Genomic DNA, 19179 nt, shown 5'->3' on the forward strand with positions numbered 1-19179 from the left:
GTGCGCCGCCCCCGCGAACTATGCTGAGCGCCGTCCCACTCGCACCCCCACCCGGAGGACACCGTGACGACCGACGGCGGACTGCTCGCCGACCAGCGCCGGGCCCTGATCCTCGACCTGGTCCGCCGCGACGGAGCCGTCAAGGTCGCCGAACTGGTCGACCAGCTCGGCGTGTCCGACATGACCATCCGCCGCGACCTGGACGCCCTCGCCCGCTCCGGCGCCGTCCGCAAGGTCTACGGCGGCGCGGTCGCCCGCACCACCACCGCGGAGGAGCCCGCCTTCGAGGCCAAGTCCACCCTGGCCGCCGACACCAAGGCCGCCCTGGCCGAGGCCGCCGCCGCCCAGGTCCAGCCCGGCAGCGTGGTCGCCGTCTCGGCGGGCACCACCGCGTACGCCGTCGCCACCCGACTGCTCGACGTCCCCGGCCTGACCGTGGTCACCAACTCGCTGCCGGTCGCCGAACTCGTCCGCGCCCGCGGCGACGGCGGCCCGGCCCTGCTGCTCACCGGCGGCGCCCCCACCCGCTCCGCCGCCCTGGTCGGCCCGCTCGCCGACCAGGCGATCCGCTCCCTGCACGTCGACCTGCTGGTCATCGGCGCCCACGGCGTCAGCGAACGCGCCGGGCTGACCACCCCCAACCTCGCCGAGGCCCAGACCAACCGCGCCCTGATCGCCTCCGCCCACCGCACCGTCGCCGTCGCCGACCACAGCAAGTGGGGCGTCGTCGGCCTCAGCAGCTTCGCCGCCCTCACCGACCTCGACTGCTTCATCACCGACCGGGACCTGCCCGCCGACGCCCGCGCCGTCCTCACCGAGACCTGCGGCGAACTGCTGCTCGTCTGAGCCCGCGAGCCCGTGAGCCCTCAGCGGGCGGCCAGCGCCGCCGAGATCCGCTCCTGCCGGGCCGCGGGCAGCGCGTGGGCGCACCGGGGCGAGTGCTCGCCGTCGTTGACCAGCGCCCCGTCCGGGTCCCTGCGCCAGCGCGGCGCACCGCACGGCCCCTGGGCCGCCAGCAGCGCGGCGGCCAGCCGTTCGGGCTCCGCGAACCGGGTCCGCGCCCGCAGTGCGGCGGCCAGCCGGTCGACCGCCCCGGCGGGCGCGTCCGCGTCGCCGAACGCGGGCAGCAGCAGGAGCAGCCGGGCGTGCGGATCGGCGGTGCTGCCGCCGGGCAGCCCGTTGTCCGCGGCGGCCACCAACTCGTCCCAGCACAGGCCGGGCCCGCTGAAGCAGCCCTCGTCGGCGGCCACCTGCTCGGCCGCGTCCCACTCCGGGTGGTGCAGCAGGTAGTCGATCCCCTCGTCCTCGGCGAACGCCCGGTACACCACGTGCAGCAGGCACCCGCCCGCCAGCGGCACCGTGAACACCGGCCACTGCTCCCCGCTCAGCAGCCCCGCCTGCAACCGCCCGGCCGCCAGGTCCTCCGCCTCCTCGACGAACTCCTCCACCTCTTCCAACTCCGCGCACCAGTTGTGCAGGTGCCCCACCCAGAACAGGTGGTCGTCCAGCAGTTCGGGCCGGTACCGGTACGGCCCGCCGTCGTAGCCGGGGATCACGGCCGGGGGAGTGGAGGGGAGGTGCGGGTGCGTCACGCGGGCCATCCTAGGAGCGCGAGCCGCCCGCACTCGACCCCCGGGCCGTCGTGGTCCGATCGCAGGCGCACCGTGGGGGATCGACCCCCGTCCCATCCATCGGTTATAGGGTCGGGAGCGAGGAGGGGAGCGGAGGGATGGGTGTCGCGGTGTGGGCGGCGATGCGGCGGCGGCCGGTGCGGTTCCTGGTGTCGTGGTGGCCGTGGCGGGCCTGGGCGCTGCTGGTGACGGGCGCGGTGCAGGGAGCGCTGGTGCTGGTCGCGTTGGCGGTCGGGCTGCTGGTCGGGGTCGGGCTGTCGGTGCTCGGCGTCGGGGTGCTGGTGCTGGCGTGGACGGCGCTGCTCGGGGTGCCGGTCGGGGCGGTGGAGCGGTGGCGGCTGTGCCTGGTCGAACCGGAGCGGCTGCCCGACCCGCACCACAGCACGGCGCACGGGCTGCGCGGGCGGCTGCGGGAACGGGCGAGCTGGCGCGAACTCGGCTATGCGCTCGTCCAGTCCACCGTGCTCGCCGCCGCCGGGCTGCTGTTCGCCGCCGCGCTGGCGTTCTGCCTGCTCCTGCTCTCCGCCCCGGTGTTCATCCTCGCGGTCAGCCCGGACACGGTGATGCTGTGGCCCGGCCGACCGGTCTCCGGCCCGCTGGACGGCTTCGCGGCGAGCGCGGTCGGCCTGCTCGGCCTGGTCGTCCTGGCGTACAGCGGCGCCCTGCTCGCCGGGGCCCAAGTACGGCTCGCCCAGCAGTTGTTGGGGCTGCGGGACGCCGACCTGGGCGTCCGAGTGGTCGAACTCACCCGCTCCCGGGCCCGGTTGGCGGACGCCTTCGAGGCCGAGCGCCGCCGGATCGAACGCGACCTGCACGACGGCGCGCAACAGCAACTCGTCGCCCTCGCCATGACCCTGGGCCTGGCCGAGCTCGAACTGCGCGGCCACGACACCCCCGCCGCCGCCCTGGTCACCCGGGCCCGCGGCGAGGCCGGGCTCGCCCTGGAACAACTGCGCACCCTGGTCCGCGGCATCCACCCGCAGGTCCTCACCGACCACGGACTCCCGGCCGCCGTCGCCGAGTTGGTGGCCCGCCACCCCGTCCCGGTCCGGCTCGAACTGCCCCTGCCGCGACTGCCCGGGCCGGTGGAGAGCGCCGCCTACTTCACCGTCACCGAGGCCCTCACCAACGCCGCCAAGCACAGCGGAGCGGACGAGATCACCGTCCGCGGCACCCTCGACGCGGGCACGCTGCGGCTGTCCGTCACCGACAACGGCCGCGGCGGGGCCGACCCCGGCACCGGAGCGGGCCTGCGGGGGTTGGCCGACCGGGTCGCCGTGCTGGACGGACGACTGACCGTGACCAGCCCGCCCGGCGGGCCCACCCGCCTCGACCTGGAGGTCCCGTGCTCCGGATCGTGATCGCCGAGGACGCCGTCCTGCTCCGGGCCGGACTGGTCGAACTCCTCGAACGCGTCGGCCACCGGATCGTGGCCGCCGTCGGCGACGCCACCGCCCTGGTCCGCGCCGTCGACGCCGAACGGCCCGACGCGGTCGTCACCGACGTCCGGATGCCGCCCGCCCACCGCGACGAAGGGCTGCGCGCCGCATTGGAGTTGCGCGAACGCCATCCCGGCCTGCCGGTCCTGGTGCTCTCGCAGTACGTGGCCACCGCCTACGCCACCCGGCTGCTCGGTGCGGGCTCCGCCGGCCTCGGCAGCCTCGGCTACCTGCTCAAGGACCGGGTGTCGGAGGTCGGCGACTTCCACGACGCCCTGGAACGGGTCGCCGCCGGACAGACCGTCATCGATCCCGAGGTGGTGCGCATCCTGCTCGCCCAGCACACCGCCGACGACCCGCTGCGCCGCCTCACCCCGCGCGAACGGGAGGTCCTCGGGCTGATGGCCGAGGGCTGGAACAACCAGGCCATCGCCCAGCGGCTGACCGTCACCGAGGCGTCCGTGGTCAAGCACGCCGGGAACATCTTCATGAAGCTCGACCTGGACCCGGTGGAGGGCAACCGCCGGGTGCTGGCAGTGCTCGCCTACCGCAACCACCTGGCCGAGGAGGTGTCCTGACGGCCGGTCAACCCGCGGATCCGTCGCCTCCCGCCAGCAGTTCGGCCAGGCGGCGGGCCGAGGCGTCCCAGGTCCACTCCCGTGCCACCCACTCCCGCCCGGCCCGCCCGAACTCCCGTGCCCGGTGCGGCTCCCGGAGGAACTCCACCACCGCCTCGGCCACCTCGGCGACCTCCCGGCCGTCCACCACCGTCCCGGTCCGGCCCGGTCGCACCGCGTCCGGCGCACCGCCCGAACGCCCGGCCACCACCGGCAGGCCGCTCGCCGCCGCCTCCAGGAACACGATGCCCAGCCCCTCCGCCTCCAGCCCCGCCCGCCTCGTCCGGCACGGCATCGCGAACACGTCCGCCGCCGCGTAGAACCGCGCCGTGTCCGCGTGCCCGTGTCCGCCCGCGAACACCACCGAACCCGGTGGGCAGCGCCGGGCCAGTCGTCGCAACCGCGGTTCGTCCGGGCCCGAACCCACCAACAGCAGCACTGCGGACGGGACTTCGCGCCGGATCAGCGGTACCGCCCGCAGCAGCGCGTCCTGCCCCTTGCGCGGCACCAGCCGCGCCACACACAGCACCACCGGATGCGACCCCAGCCCGTACCGCTCCCGCACCGCCCGCCGGGCCGCCGCCGAGGGCCGGAACACCGCCGGATCCACCCCCGGCACCAGCTGCGCACCCACCGTGCCGGGCCCCAGCGCGGGGGCGATCCGGCGGCGGGTGTACTCGCCGAGGTGGGTGACGACATCGCAGTGCGCACCGACCCGCCGCAGCAGGCGACGCGCCAACGGCAGCCGGGCCCACCACACTTCGTGCCCGTGCGTGGTCGCCACCAGCCGCTCCGCCCCCGCCCGCCGCAGCGCCGGGGCCAGCGCCGCCAGTGGAGCCGCCGCCCCGAACCACACCCGGTCGCAGCCGTACTCGGCCATCACCCCCACCGCCCGCCGGGCCGTCCGAGCCGTCGGCAGCAGCATCCGCACCGGCACGCGCACCACCGGGAACGGCAGCCCCGCGTCGAACTCCGCCGCTCCCGGCTCGGCAGAGGTCAGCACCACCACCCCCGCTCCGCCCCGGGCCAACCGGACGGCCATCGCGTGCACGAAGGTCTCGATGCCGCCCTGCCGGGGCGGGAAGTCATTGGTGATGATCAAGGTGGAACCCATGGTTCTCCTTCGAAAGGGCAACTACGGCTACTGGCAAGGTCGTTGCTGGGCATGCGGCAGTACGGCGGCACGGCGGCACGGCGGTGCAGCGGACGGGAACGGGGCGGGGGCGGGCGGTTCAGCCGGAGCGGGGGCGGGCCGCCAGTCGGACGAAGACGGACAGGAACAGCGGCAGCGCCAGGTAGCCGAAGCGTCCGGCGGGGGCGAGCAGGAACGCCAGCGCCAGACCGACCGCCAGTCGGTCGGCCGCCGCGACCGCGCACCGGGGCGGGCGCAGCAGCAGCGAGAGCGCCACCACCGCCCCGCCGAGCAGCAGCAGCCCGACGGCCGCCCCCACCCGGCCGGACCGAGGTCCGCGAGCAGCCGCCCCGGCAGCGGGCTCGCCGCAGGAGTGGGCCACCCGCCCCGGTCCAGCGGGAACGCGAAGACCTGACACACCAACGGCCCCGGCGCCCGCAGCAGCCACGGCACCACCAGCGCCGCCGTCCCGGTCGCCGCCACCCCGGCGCAGCGCGCCGCGGCCCGCCGTCCGGCGGTCGCCGCGAGCAGCGCCACCACCACCGCGACGGCGGGCCAGGCCGTCCACTTGAGCGCGCCCGCCGCGGCCAGGGCCAGACCGGCCCCGGTCGGCCGCCGGGCCGCGCCCAGCGCCAGGGCCAGGCAGAGCAGCCCGGTCAGCGGAAGGTCCACCCCGCTGACGGCCAGCGCCAGCGCCACCGGCGGCGAGGCCAGTAGCGCCACCACCCCCACCCGCCGGGGTCCGCCCCGTGCGGACAGGGCGCGCCAGGCGGCCCACAGCGCCGCCAGGAACGCCGCGGCGCACCACCACCGGGGATCACCCGCCGCCCCGCCCCCGCGCAGCAGCGCGTGCGGCAACCCGAACAGGGCCATCCCCGGCAGGTAAGGGGTGACCTCCCCGGGGCCCGCCGGGGCGTCCAGGTAGGGCGAACCGTGGGCCAGCAACAGGTCCCCGGCCCGGGCCAGCACGGCCACCTCGCTCTGTCCGGACCCGGCGCCGACCAGCAGGGCGAGCGGGAGCACCCCGGCCCCGCCGAGTGCCACCCACCCGGAGCGCCCCGCCCCGGCCACGCCGGGCAGCAGTGCCACGACAGCAGCCAGCAGGTACCCACCGGCGGCGAGGGCGCCCCAGACCCGGTGCGGCCCGAGCTGCGAGAGCAACGGGAACAGCCCCGCCCATCCCGCGCAGCCCAACCAACCCGCGCACCACCACCCACGCCGCTCCCGGCCCCGGAAGCCGGGTCGAACGAGGGGCCGGGGCAGGGAACGGGCCAGGCGCCAGGGCAGGGCACGGACCAGGAGCCGGGCCGGAGGCTGAACCAGGGGCTGCGTCAGAGGGTCTGTCACCCCTCCATTCCAGTGCCGCGGCCGGGTCCGGTCATGACGTCCAGGCGGACACCCGGTGGTCGACTTTTCCCTACCCCCGCCCTCTGCCCGCCACCACGTACCGGCCTGTTTGCCGGTACGTGCCACTTGGTCTGGACCACTGGACGCCCGGCGGGCCGCTTGCGCACACTGGCGGGATGAGGCTCCGACCGGCCGCCGGCCTGGAACTGCACGACCTGGACGTACCCGATCCGGGGCTGCTGCCGTTCGCGGCGGGCAGTTTCGACGCGATCGGGCCGCTCTCCCGGGCGGACTTCCCGCACCGGCACTCGTTCTACGAGCTGGCCTACGTGGTGGCGGGCAGCGGCACGCACGTCATCGACCTGGTCGAGCACCGGATCCAGCCGCCGGTGCTGTACGCGGTGCTGCCGGGGCAGGTGCACCGGTGGTGCGGGGCCGGCCGACTCGACGGCTGGGTCCTGCTGTTCAACGAGGACTTCCTGCACCGGCACCCCGAGGACCTGGCCCTGCTGCGCTCCCTCGCGACCGCCCGGGCGATCCGGCCGGACCGCCGGGAGCACGGTGAAATGGTGTCCGTCCTGCGGGAGTTGACCGCCGAGCACGAGGCCGGGCTGGACGGCGGGCCGAGCGTGCTGCAGGCCCTGCTGCACGTCCTGCTGGTGCGCGCGCTGCGGGTGGCCCGCCGCCGCGACGCGGCGGCGGTGCCCCGCGCGGCCGGGCACCCGCTGGTCGGCAGGTTCACCCGGCTGATCGCCGAATCCGACCGCACCGACCGCTCGGTGCTCGCGATGGCCCGTGAACTCGGCGTCTCCGCAGGCTACTTGCACGAGGTGGTGAAGGAGGCCACCGGCCGCACCCCGGCCCGGCTGATCCGTGAGCAGCAGACCCTGGAGGCCAAACACCTGATCACCAGCACGGACATGACGATCCGTCAGATCTCGGCTGCGGTCGGCTTCTCCGACCCGGCCTACTTCTGCCGCTTCTTCCGGCGCGAAGTCGGCCGCACTCCGGGCGAGTTCCGCGAGCAGTCCGGCTGAAGGCGACCCGAAGGCGACCCGAAGGCGGCCTGAAGGCAGCCTGAAGGCAGGCTCAAGCCGAACTCTAGGACGTTCGGAAGCGAACCGGGTCATTCTCAACTCTCGTGTCAGGCACGGAAATTGAGTTCGAACCCGGACCGAATCCCGGTCGAACGGCGCGTGACGGCTGCTGAGGAATGCACCACGTCCCGCCGCCCCCGTCCATCGACTGCCCGGCCGGGCAGGGCCTAGCGTCTGAGGCACCCCACAGCGCCGCCGCACCGGGAGGCCCGACCTCTCCAGGTGTCATGTCCCATCCAAGGGAATCCGGGCGTGCGGCGACCACCCGAAGCAGTCGAACGGAGAGCCATGTCCACCCCCCGCAACCCACTGGACGGCCTGGGAGAACTGGCCGATCGCAAGATCAGCCGCAAGGGCCTGCTCAAGGCGGCCGCCGCGGCCGCCGCCGCCCCCGTCCTGGTCGGCACCGGAGTCGCGCTGGCCCGCGACGCGGTCGCCGCCGACGCCCCGGCCCCGCTCACCCCCGAGTGCACCGACGGACACGTCACCGGCGAGCAGATCGAGGGCCCGTACTTCAAGCCCGGCTCCCCGCTGCGCACCAGCCTGGTCACCAGCGGCACCCCCGGCACCCCGCTGACGCTGAGCGGCTACGTCTTCGGCCGGAACTGCCTGCCGGTCGCCGGAGCCCTGCTGGACTTCTGGCAGGCCGACACCAACGGCGCCTACGACAACTCCGGCTACACCTTCCGCGGCCACCAGTTCAGCGCCGCCAACGGCGCGTACACGCTGACCACGATCGTCCCGGGCCTCTACCCGGGCCGCACCCGGCACATCCACGTCAAGGTGCAGGCCCCCAACCAGCCGATCCTCACCACCCAGCTGTACTTCCCGAACGAGCCGCGCAACGCGACTGACACCATCTACGACCCGGCGCTGCTGATGACGGTCCGCCAGGTCGGCAACGGGCGCGAGGCCAGCTTCGACTTCGTGCTCAACGTCAACGGGACGGGCTCGCCCAGCCCCAGCCCCAGCACCTCGAACCCGGGTTCGCCCAGCCCCAGCCCCAGCCCCAGCAGCACGGGCGGCGGCTCCACCACCTGGACGGTCGGCGCCAGCTACAAGGCGGGCGACGTGGTGACCTACAACGGCGTCAGCTACGTCTGCATCCAGGGCCACATCGCGTACGCCGGGTGGGAGCCGCCGAACGTCCCGGCCCTCTGGCAGCGCCGCTGACCGGCCCCCGGTCCCGTCGCTGACCGGCCCCACCCCCACGCGGACGGTCAGCGGCGACAGCCACCCGAAGCGGCGGCGCGGCCCCCACTCCCCGGGAGGGGAAAACCGGGAGGCCGGGGGCCGCACCCGCCAGTGCCGTGGCGGCCCGAGCGCGGGGTGCCCGGGCCGCCACGGCGCACCACCGGACCGACCGGCACCACCCTCCCGACCTCCCCGCACGTCCGTGAACCCCTCGCCGCCCACCCCCGGAACCACCCCACCCGCTCGGTGCACCGGCGGGGCGGCGAGGCCGGACGCCCGACGACCCCTCGCGCGATAACCACTCGCGACCCGGCCGTCGCGGCGCCTACCCTCCGGCACGGGACCGCCACCGGGGGAGAGCCGCACCGTGCCGATGCACCACACCGTCCGCGCCGTCAACCGGCTCACCGCCCGCTGGGGGCGCACCGCCCCGGCCGACGGCCGCAACACCGCCTTCAGCGCCCCCGGCGCCTGGGCCCCGCTCGCCCTCCTCGCCGCGGGCGCCACCGGCCCCGCCGCCCGCGAACTCGCCGACGCCCTCGGCGTCCCGACCACCGGCGCCGCCGCGGCCGGACGCGAACTGCTCGCCGCCCTCGACCGCACGCCCGGCGTCACCGCCGCACTCGGCCTCTGGACCAGGGACCGCCTCCCGCTCGAACCGGCCTGGACGGCGGAGCTGCCCCCGCACAGCCACCGCCGGATCACCGGCGACCCGGCCACCGACCGCGCAGCGATCGACAGTTGGGCCGCCGAGCGGACCGCGGGCGCGATCCCCCGGATGCCCGTCGCGGTCACGCCCGACACCGAACTCCTGCTGGCCGGCGCGCTCACCGTCCGCACCGACTGGATCCGCCGCTTCGACTCCCACCCGTACGAGCCCCAGGCCGGCCCGTGGCAGGGCCGCCCCGTCGCGGGCCTGCACCGCCGCACCGGCCTGCTGGACCGGGTCGGCGTCGCCGAGGACGTCGGGGCCGGACCGCTCACCGTCCTCAAGGTGCTCGGCCTGCGCGGCGTCGACGTCCACCTCTGCCTGGGCCCCGAGGACGCCGCCCCCGGCGCCGTCCTCGCCGCCGCCGTCCGCACCGCCGAACGGCCCGGCCTGCTGCGCCCCGGCCCCGAACTCCCCGACGGCGCCCCCGGGCCGGGCCTGACCGCGGGCTGGGTGCGCAGCTACTCCCGCGAGCCCGAACTCCTGGTCAGCACCGTCGAGTTCGACCTGACGGACGACCACGACCTGCTGGAACGGCCCGACCTGTTCGGCCTGCGCGCCGCCGCCGACACCACCCGCGGCCACTTCCCCGGCATCAGCACCGCACCGCTGGCGGTCGGCTCCGCCCGGCAGACCACCACCGCCGTCTTCGGCCCGCGCGGCTTCCGCGCCGCCTCGGTCACCGCCTTCGGCGTGGCCGCCGGGGCCGCGGCCGTGCGGCCCCCGTACGCGGTCCGGCGCCTCACCGCGGACTTCGACCGCCCGTTCGCCTTCCTCGCCGTCCACCGCACCTCCCGCCTGGTCCTGGCCGCGGGCTGGGTGGCCGACCCGAAGCCGTACGACCCGGAGGCGGACGACCCGGAGTGGGGCGACCAGGAGGGGGACGACCCGGAATCCGAGTGGTGAGACCCCCGCGCCCCGGCGTCCGGGGTACTCGCTACACTCCCGGCTCGATCCCGTGCGAACGGCACGGTGACGGCGGACGCCGCACGGCGGACAGGGGAGCGGGGACGACATGAGACGGTGGAGCGGATTCGGCAAGGCGGCCTTGGTCCTCCTGATCCTCGGCCTGGTGCTCCCGGCCGCCTCGATCGGCTACCTTGACTAATCGCAGTGCACCGGGCTTCAGCCCGGTGGTGAAGCGATTCTGAGACTTGCCCTGACGCTGGCGGTGGGCACCCTCCCGCGCTGTGGACGGTGTCCACTGCAGGCGTCAGGTCGGGCGGTTCTGCTGCTCGATGTACTGGCGTACCACCGACAGGGGTGCGCCGCCGACGGAGCCGGCGAAGTACGAGCCGGACCAGAGCCGCTGTGCCCGCCAGTAGTGCTTGACCAGGTCGGGGAACTCCTGGCGCATCCGCCGGGAGCTGACGCCCTTGAGGCTGTTGACCAGCTTCGACAGGGCGACCTTGGGCGGGAAGTTCACGAGCAGGTGGACGTGGTTGTTCTCGCCGTTGAATTCGACCAGCTCGACCTCGAAGTCGGTGCAGACGCTCCGCATGATCTCTTCGAGCCGGGTCAGGTGGCGGTCGGCGAACACCTTGTGCCGGTACTTCGTCACGAAAACCAAGTGCGCGTGCAAGAGGAAGGAGCAGTGTCTACCTGTGCGAATGTTCTGATGCTCAGCCATAAACCAATATGGTACGGTGCCGTTGTGCAGCTCAGGTACTCCTTCCGCGTCTACCCGACGACGGGTCAGCGCGCGGCGCTGGCCCGGGCGTTCGGGTGCGCAAGGGTGGTGTACAACGACGCACTGCGCGCCCGGGAGGACGCCCGTGCGGCGGGGTTGCCGTTCCCGAGGACGGGGGACCTGTCGAAGGCGCTGATCACCGGGGCGAAGAAGACCCCGGAGCGGGCCTGGCTGGGCGAGGTGTCGGCCGTCGTACTTCAGCAGTCCCTGCGGGACCTGGACGCCGCGTACCGGAACTTCTTCGACGGGCTGAAGAGCAGGCGGCCCCGCATGGGAGCGCCGCGCTTCAAGTCGCGCAAGGACACCCGGCAGGCCGTCCGGTTCACCGCCAACGCCAAGTGGAAGATCACCCCTGGCGGGAAGCTGTCCCTGCCGAAGATCGGCGACCTCGCGGTGAAGTGGTCGCGCACGCTGCCCTCGACGCCGGCCACGGTGACGGTCGTGAAGGACGGCGCGGGCCGGTACTTCGCGAGCTTCGTCATCGAGACGGACCCCGCCGCAGACCTCACCCGCATGCCCGACACGAACACCGTGGTCGGCATCGACCTGGGGCTGACGCACTTCGCGATCCTGTCCGACGGCACGAAGATCGACAGCCCCCGCTTCCTGCGCCGTGCCGAGCAGAAGCTCAAGCGCGCACAGCAGGCCCTGACCCGCAAGACCAAAGGCTCGGAGAACCGCGCCAAGGCTCGTACCAAGGTCGCCCGCGCACACGCGCAAGTGGCCGACGTGCGACGCGAGTTCCACCACCAGCTCTCCACCCGGCTGATCCGCGACAACCAAGCGGTCGCCGTCGAAGACCTGGCGGTCAAGGCACTCGCGCGCACGCGCATGGCCAAGTCGGTGCACGACGCCGGCTGGTCGCAGTTCGTCACCATGCTGGAGTACAAAGCCGCCCGATACGGGCGGGAACTCATCCGGATCGACCGCTTTGAACCCACCAGCCAGGTGTGCTCGAACTGCGGCGTCAAGGACGGGCCCAAGCCCCTCGACGTCCGGATGTGGACGTGCGGGGCGTGCGGGGCCGTCCTCGACCGGGACATCAACGCGGCGGTCAACGTCGCCAAGGCCGCCGGACTGGCGGTGTCAGCCTGTGGAGCGCGGGTAAGACGGGCACCCGTGCCCGCACAGCGCAGCGAAGCAGGAACCCACCCGAAGCGACCCACCCAACCGGTGTGGGAGCAGGCGGGAATCCCCGGCCTTTAGGCCGGGGAGGATGTCAAGGGGTCTCCCTGCGGCCGCGCGTGATCGTGATGGAGGGCAGCGGGCATGGCCCCCACCTACCACGCCGGTCAGCGGGTCACCACCTACGCCGTCGACCCCGGGGAGGTCCGGCGCGGCGACGTGGTGGTCTTCACGCCCCCGGAGGGCGGCGGCGCGCGGAACGAGAAGGGCTTCCAGCGGGTGATCGCCCTCGGCGGCGACCACATCGCCCAGTGCGGCAACCAGCCCGTCCAGTTGAACGGCGCCCCGCTCGACGAGCCCTACCTGTACGGCGACGAGCCCAACGGCCAACGCTGCTTCGACGTGACCGTCCCCGCCGGGGAGGTGTTCCTGATGGGCGACCACCGCTCCATCTCCCTGGACTCCCGGACCCGCGGGACCGTCCCGGTCGACTCGGTGCTCGCCCGCACCGAGGGGGACAGCGCCGCCCTGGCCGCCGTCGGCCTCCTCTTCCTGCTCGGCGTGCTGCTCCTCCCGGTGGCCCTGGTCCTCTCGCTGATCGCCCGCCGCCGTCGGCGCACCGCCCCGCCCGAGGCACTCGCCTACCCGGCCTGGGTGCTCGCCGCGACGCCTCCCGCCCCGCAGCCCGCCGCCGAGCAGCCCCCGGCCCCGCAGCCCCCGGTCCCGCAGGCCTCGGCCCCGACCTCCCTCGACAAGGCGCCCTGAGCCCAACTTCCCCGCACCTCCGCCGGATTGTCGGTGCGGTGGCCTACCATCGCGCGCATGCGAGCATCAGGAATCTTCACCGTCGCCGAGTTCGTCCCCGCGCCCGTCCCCGAGAGCGACATCAAGACGGCTGCGGGGGTCGGCGTCGCCACCATGCGCAAGGAGTTCAGCGGCGAGGTCGCGGGTCGTGCCGACACCCTGTTCACCGCCGCCTTCGACCAGGCCACGGGCGTCGGCACCTACTTCGCGATGGAGTCCTTCACCGGCACCCTGGGCGAGGCGGAGGGCACCTTCAACTTCGCCCACTCGGCGACCACCCTCGGCACCGCCCGGGACGACGAGTACTTCGTCATCGTCCCGGGCAGCGGCACCGGCGCCCTCGCCGGCATCACCGGCACCGGCTCCATCGTCATCGACGAGGACGGCACCCACCGCGTCCACCTCGACTACGAACTCCCCTCGTAACGCCCCGGGTTCAGCTCTGGCGCGCCCACGCGCACAGCACCGGCACGCACCGCTCCGCGAAGTACTCGTAGTCCTCCGCGGTGTTGTACACGTGCGTCGACAGCCGGAAGTACCCCGTCCCGCCGAAGCTGGTGAACGCCGCCTCGACGCCGAACTCGGCGGCCAGCCGGTCCCGCAGGGCGTCGGCCTCCAGGCGGGTGCGGCCCAGCCCGGCCGGGAGCTTGACCAGTCGCAGGGCGTTCACGGGCATGCCGACGTCCGCCGCGGCCGGTTCGCCGGTCGCGGCGGCGATCTCGGCGCCGATCAACTGCTCGGCGTAGTCCGCGAGTTCGCCCATGTAGCGGCGGGCCTCGGCCCAACCCCACTGCCCGGCGACGAAGTCGAGCGCGGTCGGCGCGGCCAGGTAGCCGGTGACGTCCAGCGTGCCCTGGGTGTCGAAGCGCTCCGGGAACGGCTCCTGGGCGCCCCACGAGTCGATCAACGGGTGCAGGGCGTGCCGGAGTTCACCGCGGGCGACGAGCGCGGCGGTGCCGCGCGGCGCGCAGCCGAACTTGTGCAGGTTGCCGACCCAGGCGTCGCAGTCCACCCCGGCCAGCGGGTCCTCGTCCAGGCCGGGCACGTGCGCGGCGTCGACCAGCAGCGGGACGCCGCGCTCGCGGGCGAACGCGCCGACCAGGTCGACCGGCAGGTGGCGGGCGGTCGCGGAGGTGATCCGGTCCAGCACGATCAGCGCCGTCCGGTCGGTCACCGCCCCGGTCACCGCCGCCGCGGCCTCGGCCGGGCCCGCCCCCAGCGGCACGTGCACGGTGCGCACCGACCCGCCCCAGCGCCGGGCCAGCCGGGCCGCGCCCATCGTCACGGCCCCGTAGCCGTGGTCGGTGACCAGCACCTCCCCGCCGTCCCGGTGCGGCAGGCTCCCGTACACGGTGCTCGCCCCGGCACTGGCGTTCGGCACCAGCGCGGTGAACTCGGCCGGTACGCCCAGGAATTCGGCGACCGCCGTCCGCGCCGCCGCCACCCGCCGCGGCAGCCCGGGGAACCAGACCACCGGCGAGGCGTCCATCTCCTCGCGCAGCCGCTGCTGCTCGCGCTGCGCGACCACCGGCACCGCGCCGAACGAGCCGTGGTTCAGGTGCCGCATCCCCGGGTCCAGCGACCACCCGGCGGCGGCGGGACGCCCGTCCCGCAGCAGCAGGGGCCGGGGTGCGACGAGGGTGCCCACGACGGTGCTCTCCGTTCCGTCCGGGGGCGACTCCGCCCCGGTGACCTGCGAAGATCCTGGCACAACCGGCCCCTGCCCCGAACGGCGGCCCCGCCCCGTCCACCGGCCCCGCCCCGCCCGCCCGGGCCCGGCGCCGCTCCCGGTCAGGCCCGGCGGGAGATGAACATGACGTACTCGCAGGGGGCGTCCGTCCGGTTGGCGAAGCCGTGGTCCGCGTCGGCCTGCAGGAACAGCGAGTCCCCGGCCCGCAGGGTCTCGCCGGTGCCGCCGAGCTCGACGGTGAGGGTGCCCGCGAGCACCAGGAGCTGCTTCTCGGCGCCCGCCGGGTACGCGGGCAGCAGCCCGGTGGAGACCCGGGCGGGGAGGCGGTGCAGGACCATCTCGGCGCCGCCCGCGCCCGGGGCCGCCGACACCACGTGCCGCTCGAAGCCGGTCTCCGGGTCGCGGAAGACCGGGCGGTGCTCCGCGCGCAGCACCACGGCCACGCCGGGCGAGGAGGCCGGAGCGCCGGTCAGCTCCGAGAGCGTGGCGCCGAGCGCGTGGGCGATCCGGGACGCGACGCCGATCGTCGGGCTCTTCTCGCCGCGCTCGACCTTGGAGAGCATCGCCCGGCTGACCGCCGACCGCGCGGAGAGCTGTTCCAGCGTCAGGCCCGCCTCCTCGCGCCGCCGCCGCACCCGCCCGCCGAACGCCCCGGCGGGCTCGTCGTCCCGGCGCGCCCCGGCGGGCTCGTCGTCCTGCGGTGCTCCGGCCGCGGTTCCGTCCTGCTCGGCCACCGTGCTCCTCGGTCGATGGGGTGCCTGCCCGACGGCCCCAGTGTAGTGTTTCTCCTATCGAAGATTCATTCTTCCATCGGAGACGCGCGTTGCGCGTCCCGTCACGAGGGGGGTTCCATGCGCCTGGTCTCCACCGGCCGACTGCACACCGCGTTCGACTTCGGCGACCTGCGGGTGGTCGCGCTGCGGGACGGCCACATCGACATGCCGCCGACCCGGCTCCGCCACGAGGACGGCTGCGGGTTCGACGTGCTGCCCGACGGCGTCCCGCTGGTCGGGGGCAACCTGCGGCTGGCGGTCAACGCCTTCCACGTCACCGACGGCACCCGCTCGCTGCTGGTCGACACCGGCGGCTCCGACGTCTGGCCCGACCCGGGCATGGGCCTGCTGTACGAGGCGCTCGACGAGGCGGGCGTCGACCGCGCGGCCGTCACCGACGTCGCCGTCACCCACCACCACGAGGACCACGTCGGCGGCCTGGTCGCCCCCGACAGCACGGAGGCGTTCCCCGCGCTCGAGCGCCTCTGGATCGGCGCGGGCGACACCGCGGTCCTCACCGGACGGCTCGCCCCGTTCCGCGACCGGGCCGTCCCGCTGACCGCCGAGACCGCCCTCAACGATTGGGCCACCGCCCTCCCCGCCCCCGGGCACACCCCCGGCCACACCGTCTACGACATCCGCAGCACCGCCGGCCACCTCCTGGTCTGGGGCGACACCGTCCACGTCCCCACCCTCCAGTTCGGCCGTCCCGGGGTGACCTGGGAGTACGACGCCGACCGGCCCGGCGCCCGCGCCGCCCGCCTGGCCCTGCTGGAGCGGCTCGCCACCCCCGACCACTACGTGGCCGGCGCCCACCTCGAGTCCCCGGGCATCGCCCGGGTCACCCCCGACGGCGACGGCTACGCCCTGGAGTACCTCGCCCCGCCGCTCGGTTGACCCGGCCCGGGGCGGCGGCGACATTCGTACAAGACCGGGGGCCGGCGCCCCGGCACCCTTCCGTGCATGGGAACCCACGAAGACAGGTACGTGCACGGGACGCGCGTGGTCCACGACGGCCCCCGGGAGGCGCCGCCGCTGCTCCTCGTCCACGGCTCGGGGGCCGCTGGCAGCTCCTGGGGCCCGGTGGTGCCGGCCCTGGCCGAGCGGCACCGCGTCATCCGGATCGACCTCCCGGGCCACGGTCAGTCCCCGCCCGCGCCGTCGTACGACGTGCCCGGCCAGGCGGCCAGGCTGGCCGCGGTGCTCGACGAACTCGGCGTCCGCGCGGTCACCGCGGCCGGGCACTCCAGCGGTGGGTACGTCGCCACCGCCCTCGCCGAACGGCGCCCGGACCTGGTGGGTTCGCTCGCCCTGATCAGCAGCGGCCCGAGCCCCGACGCGCTCCTCCCGCAGCCCCTCCTCCTCCGGGCCCTGCTCGGGCCGCCGCTCGGGCCGCTCCTGTGGAGGGCCCGTTCCGACGCGGTGCTCCGCCGGGGCGTGACCTCGGTCTGCCACCGCCCGGTGGACGTCCCGGACGAGCTGGTCGCCGACGTCCGGGGCATCGGCTACCCCGCGTTCAGGGCGGTGCTGCGCCAGAACGGCGCGTACATCGCCGAGCGGAGCCTGCCCGCCCGCCTGACCGCCCTCGACCTCCCGGTCCTGGCGCTCTTCGGCGCCGCCGACCCCCGCTGGGACCCGGCTTCGGCGCACCAGTACGCCACGGTGCCGAACGCACGGGTCGAACAGCTGCCCGGCGTCGGCCACTTCCCCATGCTCGAGGCACCGGAGGCGACCGCCGAGTCGCTGCTGCGCTTCGCGGCGGCGCGGCTCCGGGAGTGAGGGCTCGGCGTCGGTCCGCGCCGCCGTGCGGGAGGACCTGCGGGCCGGTGCGGCCCCCGACGGTCACCCCGGTCGCGGTCTCCGAGAACACCGGGGCCACCGGGCTCCCCACCGCCTACCCTGGTGCCGTGAAGTCCGCCGAACCACCACCTGACCGGGCGTCGGTGGAGGTCGCCGTGCCCCGGCGACCGGGCCGGCTGCCCGGGGTCCGCATGACCGGGTTCCGCCAACGCGGGCCGGAGCGCGCGGACATCGCGATGGTCGCGCACCCCTCGGTCACCCTGCTGATCGACCTGAGCGACGGAGACGGCCTGTCCTGCCGGGCCCGGGGCCGGCGCGAACGCGGCAGTACGGTCATCGGGCTGCTGCCGGGCGACGTCCGGCTGGGCGGCCGGGGGAGCGGGGGCACCGAGTGCCTCCAGATCCGGCTGTCGCCGGTCCTGGCGCCCGCCGTGTTCGGCGAGTCGGCCGCCCTCACCGGGGCGGCGGTGCCCCTGGAGGACGTCTGGGGCCGCGACGCCGGGCGGGTCGAGGGGGAGCTGCGGGCCGCCGCGTCGTGGGAGGAGCGGTTCGCGATCGCGGCGGACGCCCTCGGCCGGCGGATCGCCGCCCGCCCCCGCTCGACCCGGAGGTGTCCGCCGCCTGGCGGCTGCTGCTCGCCGACCGGGGGCGGGTGCGCGTCGACGCGCTGGCGGACGAGGTGGGCTGGAGCCGTCAGCACCTGTGGTCCCGCTTCCGGTCCCGGATCGGCCTCACCCCCAAGCACGCCGCCCGGCTGGTGCGCTTCGACCACGCCGCCCGCCTCCTCGCGGCGGGCCGCCCCGCCGCCCGGGCGGCGGCCGCGAGCGGATACACCGACCAGGCCCACCTCCACCGCGAGGTCAGGGCGTTCACCGGAGTGACGCCCGCCGCCGTGGCTGCCGCGCCGTGGCTCGCCGTCGACGACGTCGCGTGGCCGGCCCGCCGGGGTCAGGGGCGGACGGCGCCGACGTAGGGCATCACGTCCAGGTCGACGATCTGGACGTTCTTGCCGGTGCGCGGGGCGTGCAGCAGCTTGCCGTTGCCGACGTAGATGCCGACGTGGTGCAGGTCGTCGTAGTAGAAGACCAGGTCGCCGGGCCGGAGGTCGGCGCGGGCGACGTGCTTGCCCGCGTTCCACTGGTCCTGGGTGACGCGGGGGAGGCTGACGCCGCCGGCCCGGTAGGCCATCTGGGTCAGGCCGGAGCAGTCGAAGGAGTCCGGGCCCTCGGCGCCCCACTGGTAGGGCTTGCCGATCTGGGCGTAGGCGTAGTCCAGGATCGCCTTGGTCCGGCCGGTCGCGGGTCCGTCGTAGGTCTCGCCGCGGGCCGAACTCCGGGACGCGGCGGGGGAGTCGTCGCCCAGGACGCGGGCCCGGTCGGCGGCCTTCAGGCCGGACAGGACGCGGTTGGCCTCGCCGAGCTTGGCCTGCACCTCGGCCTTCTTGGCGCCGAGGGCGCCGCGGGCCCGTTCGAGCTCGGCGAGCTTGGCGGCGGTCTCGGCCCGCTCCTGGTCGACGGACCGCTGCAGGCGCAGCGCGTCGCGCAGGGCGTCGGCCTGCCGGTCGCCCGCCAGGGTCTGCAGCCCGGCCTGCCGCAGGTACGCGTCGGGGGAGGAGCTGAGCACCAGCCGCATGCCGGGGTCGATGCCGCCGCTGCGGTACTGCTCGGCGGCGAGCGCGCCGAGGGTCTCCCGGTACTGCAGGACCTTCTCCTGCTGCCGGGCCAGCCGGTCCTGCAACTTCCCCGCCTCGTCCTGGAGTCGGCGGGCCCGCTCGTCGAGCTTGTCGTACTGCTCGGTGGCCGCCTCGGCCTCCTCGTAGAGGCCGTCGACCTGGGCCTTGACCTGGGCGGTGCCGGGCGCCGGTTCGGCGCTGGCGCCGGTGGCGGGCAGCAGGACGGCGGCTCCGGCGGCGGCGCCGAGCACGGCGGTCCTGGCGCGTCCGGCGGGGCGGGGCCTGCGGTGCGTTCCCATCGGGGGCGTTCTCTCCTCGGGGTCGGGCACCCGCCGTCCGGGCGACGTCCGGGCCATCAGTACGAGACAACTTAGTAGTTCAGTAGAAGGGCGGGCAACCCACCCCCCACCCACTACGATGAGCACCCGGACGACCAGGCCGGGCCAGGAGAGGCGGGAG

19 protein-coding genes are annotated in these 19179 nt (G+C 75.1%); 12 read left to right on the top strand and 7 right to left on the bottom strand.

The genetic code is table 11. The features are described from left to right. Nucleotides 1-63 precede the first annotated feature (63 nt). On the top strand, nucleotides 64-846 hold the full coding sequence (locus ACFY00_RS03345) for a DeoR/GlpR family DNA-binding transcription regulator (protein ID WP_388026688.1): 783 nt from the start codon (nucleotides 64-66) through the stop codon (nucleotides 844-846). A gap of 20 nt (nucleotides 847-866) precedes the next feature. On the opposite strand, the gene ACFY00_RS03350 is transcribed toward ACFY00_RS03345, so the two are convergent. Then, on the bottom strand, nucleotides 867-1592 hold the full coding sequence (locus ACFY00_RS03350; protein ID WP_388026689.1) for a hypothetical protein: 726 nt from the start codon (nucleotides 1590-1592) through the stop codon (nucleotides 867-869). Nucleotides 1593-1729: 137 nt separating this feature from the next. On the opposite strand from ACFY00_RS03350, the gene ACFY00_RS03355 reads away from it, so the two are divergent. Together ACFY00_RS03355 and ACFY00_RS03360 are read left to right on the top strand one after the other, a co-directional pair. Next, complete coding sequence (locus tag ACFY00_RS03355) at nucleotides 1730-2992, top strand: sensor histidine kinase (protein WP_388026691.1); 1263 nt, start codon at nucleotides 1730-1732, stop codon at nucleotides 2990-2992. Then, complete coding sequence (locus ACFY00_RS03360; protein ID WP_388026693.1) at nucleotides 2977-3648, top strand: response regulator; 672 nt, start codon at nucleotides 2977-2979, stop codon at nucleotides 3646-3648. The genes ACFY00_RS03355 and ACFY00_RS03360 overlap by 16 nt, the downstream gene beginning before the upstream one ends. 7 nt (nucleotides 3649-3655) lie before the next feature. Here the strand turns inward: ACFY00_RS03360 and ACFY00_RS03365 are convergent, their stop codons facing one another. Continuing rightward, nucleotides 3656-4801, bottom strand: coding sequence for a glycosyltransferase family 4 protein (locus ACFY00_RS03365; RefSeq protein WP_388026695.1), 1146 nt, complete (start codon nucleotides 4799-4801; stop codon nucleotides 3656-3658). A 27-nt stretch (nucleotides 4802-4828) separates the two neighbouring features. Beyond that, nucleotides 4829-5980 carry a glycosyltransferase 87 family protein gene (locus ACFY00_RS03370; protein WP_388026696.1) on the bottom strand — a complete coding sequence of 384 codons (1152 nt, stop codon included), beginning with the start codon at nucleotides 5978-5980 and terminating at the stop codon, nucleotides 4829-4831. A 362-nt stretch (nucleotides 5981-6342) separates the two neighbouring features. On the opposite strand from ACFY00_RS03370, the gene ACFY00_RS03375 reads away from it, so the two are divergent. From ACFY00_RS03375 to ACFY00_RS03385, 3 genes are all read left to right on the top strand, one after another. Continuing rightward, entirely contained in the window at nucleotides 6343-7203 is an 861-nt protein-coding gene (locus tag ACFY00_RS03375; RefSeq protein ID WP_388026697.1) for an AraC family transcriptional regulator, read from the top strand. Nucleotides 7204-7551: 348 nt separating this feature from the next. Continuing rightward, on the top strand, nucleotides 7552-8436 hold the full coding sequence (locus ACFY00_RS03380; RefSeq protein ID WP_388026698.1) for a carbohydrate-binding protein: 885 nt from the start codon (nucleotides 7552-7554) through the stop codon (nucleotides 8434-8436). A gap of 394 nt (nucleotides 8437-8830) precedes the next feature. Next, entirely contained in the window at nucleotides 8831-10072 is a 1242-nt protein-coding gene (locus ACFY00_RS03385) for a serpin family protein (RefSeq protein ID WP_388027350.1), read from the top strand. Between the two features lie 307 nt (nucleotides 10073-10379). Here ACFY00_RS03385 and tnpA read toward each other — a convergent pair whose 3' ends face one another. Continuing rightward, the gene (gene tnpA, locus ACFY00_RS03390; protein WP_388026699.1) at nucleotides 10380-10796 is read right to left on the bottom strand and encodes an IS200/IS605 family transposase; all 417 of its coding nucleotides are present in this window, start codon (nucleotides 10794-10796) and stop codon (nucleotides 10380-10382) included. Nucleotides 10797-10820: 24 nt separating this feature from the next. On the opposite strand from tnpA, the gene ACFY00_RS03395 reads away from it, so the two are divergent. From ACFY00_RS03395 to ACFY00_RS03405, 3 genes are all read left to right on the top strand, one after another. Beyond that, complete coding sequence (locus tag ACFY00_RS03395; protein ID WP_388026701.1) at nucleotides 10821-12062, top strand: RNA-guided endonuclease InsQ/TnpB family protein; 1242 nt, start codon at nucleotides 10821-10823, stop codon at nucleotides 12060-12062. A gap of 63 nt (nucleotides 12063-12125) precedes the next feature. Then, nucleotides 12126-12746, top strand: coding sequence for a signal peptidase I (lepB, locus tag ACFY00_RS03400; protein WP_388026702.1), 621 nt, complete (start codon nucleotides 12126-12128; stop codon nucleotides 12744-12746). Nucleotides 12747-12803: 57 nt separating this feature from the next. Beyond that, the gene (locus ACFY00_RS03405) at nucleotides 12804-13211 is read left to right on the top strand and encodes a DUF3224 domain-containing protein (RefSeq protein WP_388026704.1); all 408 of its coding nucleotides are present in this window, start codon (nucleotides 12804-12806) and stop codon (nucleotides 13209-13211) included. 10 nt (nucleotides 13212-13221) lie between these two features. Here ACFY00_RS03405 and ACFY00_RS03410 read toward each other — a convergent pair whose 3' ends face one another. Both ACFY00_RS03410 and ACFY00_RS03415 read right to left on the bottom strand, forming a co-directional pair. After that, nucleotides 13222-14433 (bottom strand): aminotransferase class V-fold PLP-dependent enzyme, encoded by a 1212-nt coding sequence (locus ACFY00_RS03410; RefSeq protein WP_388026706.1) that lies wholly within the window; start codon nucleotides 14431-14433, stop codon nucleotides 13222-13224. 143 nt (nucleotides 14434-14576) lie between these two features. Then, nucleotides 14577-15209, bottom strand: a complete 633-nt coding sequence (locus ACFY00_RS03415; protein ID WP_388026708.1) for a helix-turn-helix domain-containing protein — start codon at nucleotides 15207-15209, stop codon at nucleotides 14577-14579. 117 nt (nucleotides 15210-15326) lie between these two features. Here ACFY00_RS03415 and ACFY00_RS03420 point away from each other — a divergent pair, with 117 nt between their 5' ends. The 3 genes from ACFY00_RS03420 to ACFY00_RS03430 all read left to right on the top strand — a co-directional run bounded on the left by ACFY00_RS03420 (nucleotide 15327) and on the right by ACFY00_RS03430 (nucleotide 18021). Continuing rightward, the gene (locus tag ACFY00_RS03420) at nucleotides 15327-16145 is read left to right on the top strand and encodes an MBL fold metallo-hydrolase (protein WP_388026709.1); all 819 of its coding nucleotides are present in this window, start codon (nucleotides 15327-15329) and stop codon (nucleotides 16143-16145) included. A 66-nt stretch (nucleotides 16146-16211) separates the two neighbouring features. Next, nucleotides 16212-17027, top strand: coding sequence for an alpha/beta fold hydrolase (locus ACFY00_RS03425; protein WP_388026710.1), 816 nt, complete (start codon nucleotides 16212-16214; stop codon nucleotides 17025-17027). A gap of 631 nt (nucleotides 17028-17658) precedes the next feature. Then, entirely contained in the window at nucleotides 17659-18021 is a 363-nt protein-coding gene (locus ACFY00_RS03430; RefSeq protein ID WP_388026711.1) for a helix-turn-helix domain-containing protein, read from the top strand. Here ACFY00_RS03430 and ACFY00_RS03435 read toward each other — a convergent pair. Beyond that, on the bottom strand, nucleotides 17997-19019 hold the full coding sequence (locus tag ACFY00_RS03435) for an NlpC/P60 family protein (RefSeq protein ID WP_388026713.1): 1023 nt from the start codon (nucleotides 19017-19019) through the stop codon (nucleotides 17997-17999). The two genes, ACFY00_RS03430 and ACFY00_RS03435, sit on opposite strands and share 25 nt — an antisense overlap. Nucleotides 19020-19179: the final 160 nt, after the last annotated feature.

It is taken from the genome of Kitasatospora sp. NPDC001540, from assembly GCF_042894345.1.
Taxonomy (GTDB): domain Bacteria; phylum Actinomycetota; class Actinomycetes; order Streptomycetales; family Streptomycetaceae; genus Kitasatospora; species Kitasatospora phosalacinea_C.

Bases quoted from the DNA above. Each gene is read 5' to 3' on its own strand.
- ACFY00_RS03385 (WP_388027350.1), top strand. From the start codon at position 8,831: ATGCACCACACCGTCCGCGCCGTCAACCGGCTCACCGCCCGCTGGGGG.
- lepB (WP_388026702.1), top strand. From the start codon at position 12,126: ATGGCCCCCACCTACCACGCCGGTCAGCGGGTCACCACCTACGCCGTC.
- ACFY00_RS03365 (WP_388026695.1), bottom strand. From the start codon at position 4,801: ATGGGTTCCACCTTGATCATCACCAATGACTTCCCGCCCCGGCAGGGC.
- ACFY00_RS03375 (WP_388026697.1), top strand. From the start codon at position 6,343: ATGAGGCTCCGACCGGCCGCCGGCCTGGAACTGCACGACCTGGACGTA.
- ACFY00_RS03420 (WP_388026709.1), top strand. From the start codon at position 15,327: ATGCGCCTGGTCTCCACCGGCCGACTGCACACCGCGTTCGACTTCGGC.
- ACFY00_RS03355 (WP_388026691.1), top strand. From the start codon at position 1,730: ATGGGTGTCGCGGTGTGGGCGGCGATGCGGCGGCGGCCGGTGCGGTTC.
- ACFY00_RS03405 (WP_388026704.1), top strand. From the start codon at position 12,804: ATGCGAGCATCAGGAATCTTCACCGTCGCCGAGTTCGTCCCCGCGCCC.
- ACFY00_RS03435 (WP_388026713.1), bottom strand. From the start codon at position 19,019: ATGGGAACGCACCGCAGGCCCCGCCCCGCCGGACGCGCCAGGACCGCC.
- ACFY00_RS03380 (WP_388026698.1), top strand. From the start codon at position 7,552: ATGTCCACCCCCCGCAACCCACTGGACGGCCTGGGAGAACTGGCCGAT.
- tnpA (WP_388026699.1), bottom strand. From the start codon at position 10,796: ATGGCTGAGCATCAGAACATTCGCACAGGTAGACACTGCTCCTTCCTC.
- ACFY00_RS03425 (WP_388026710.1), top strand. From the start codon at position 16,212: ATGGGAACCCACGAAGACAGGTACGTGCACGGGACGCGCGTGGTCCAC.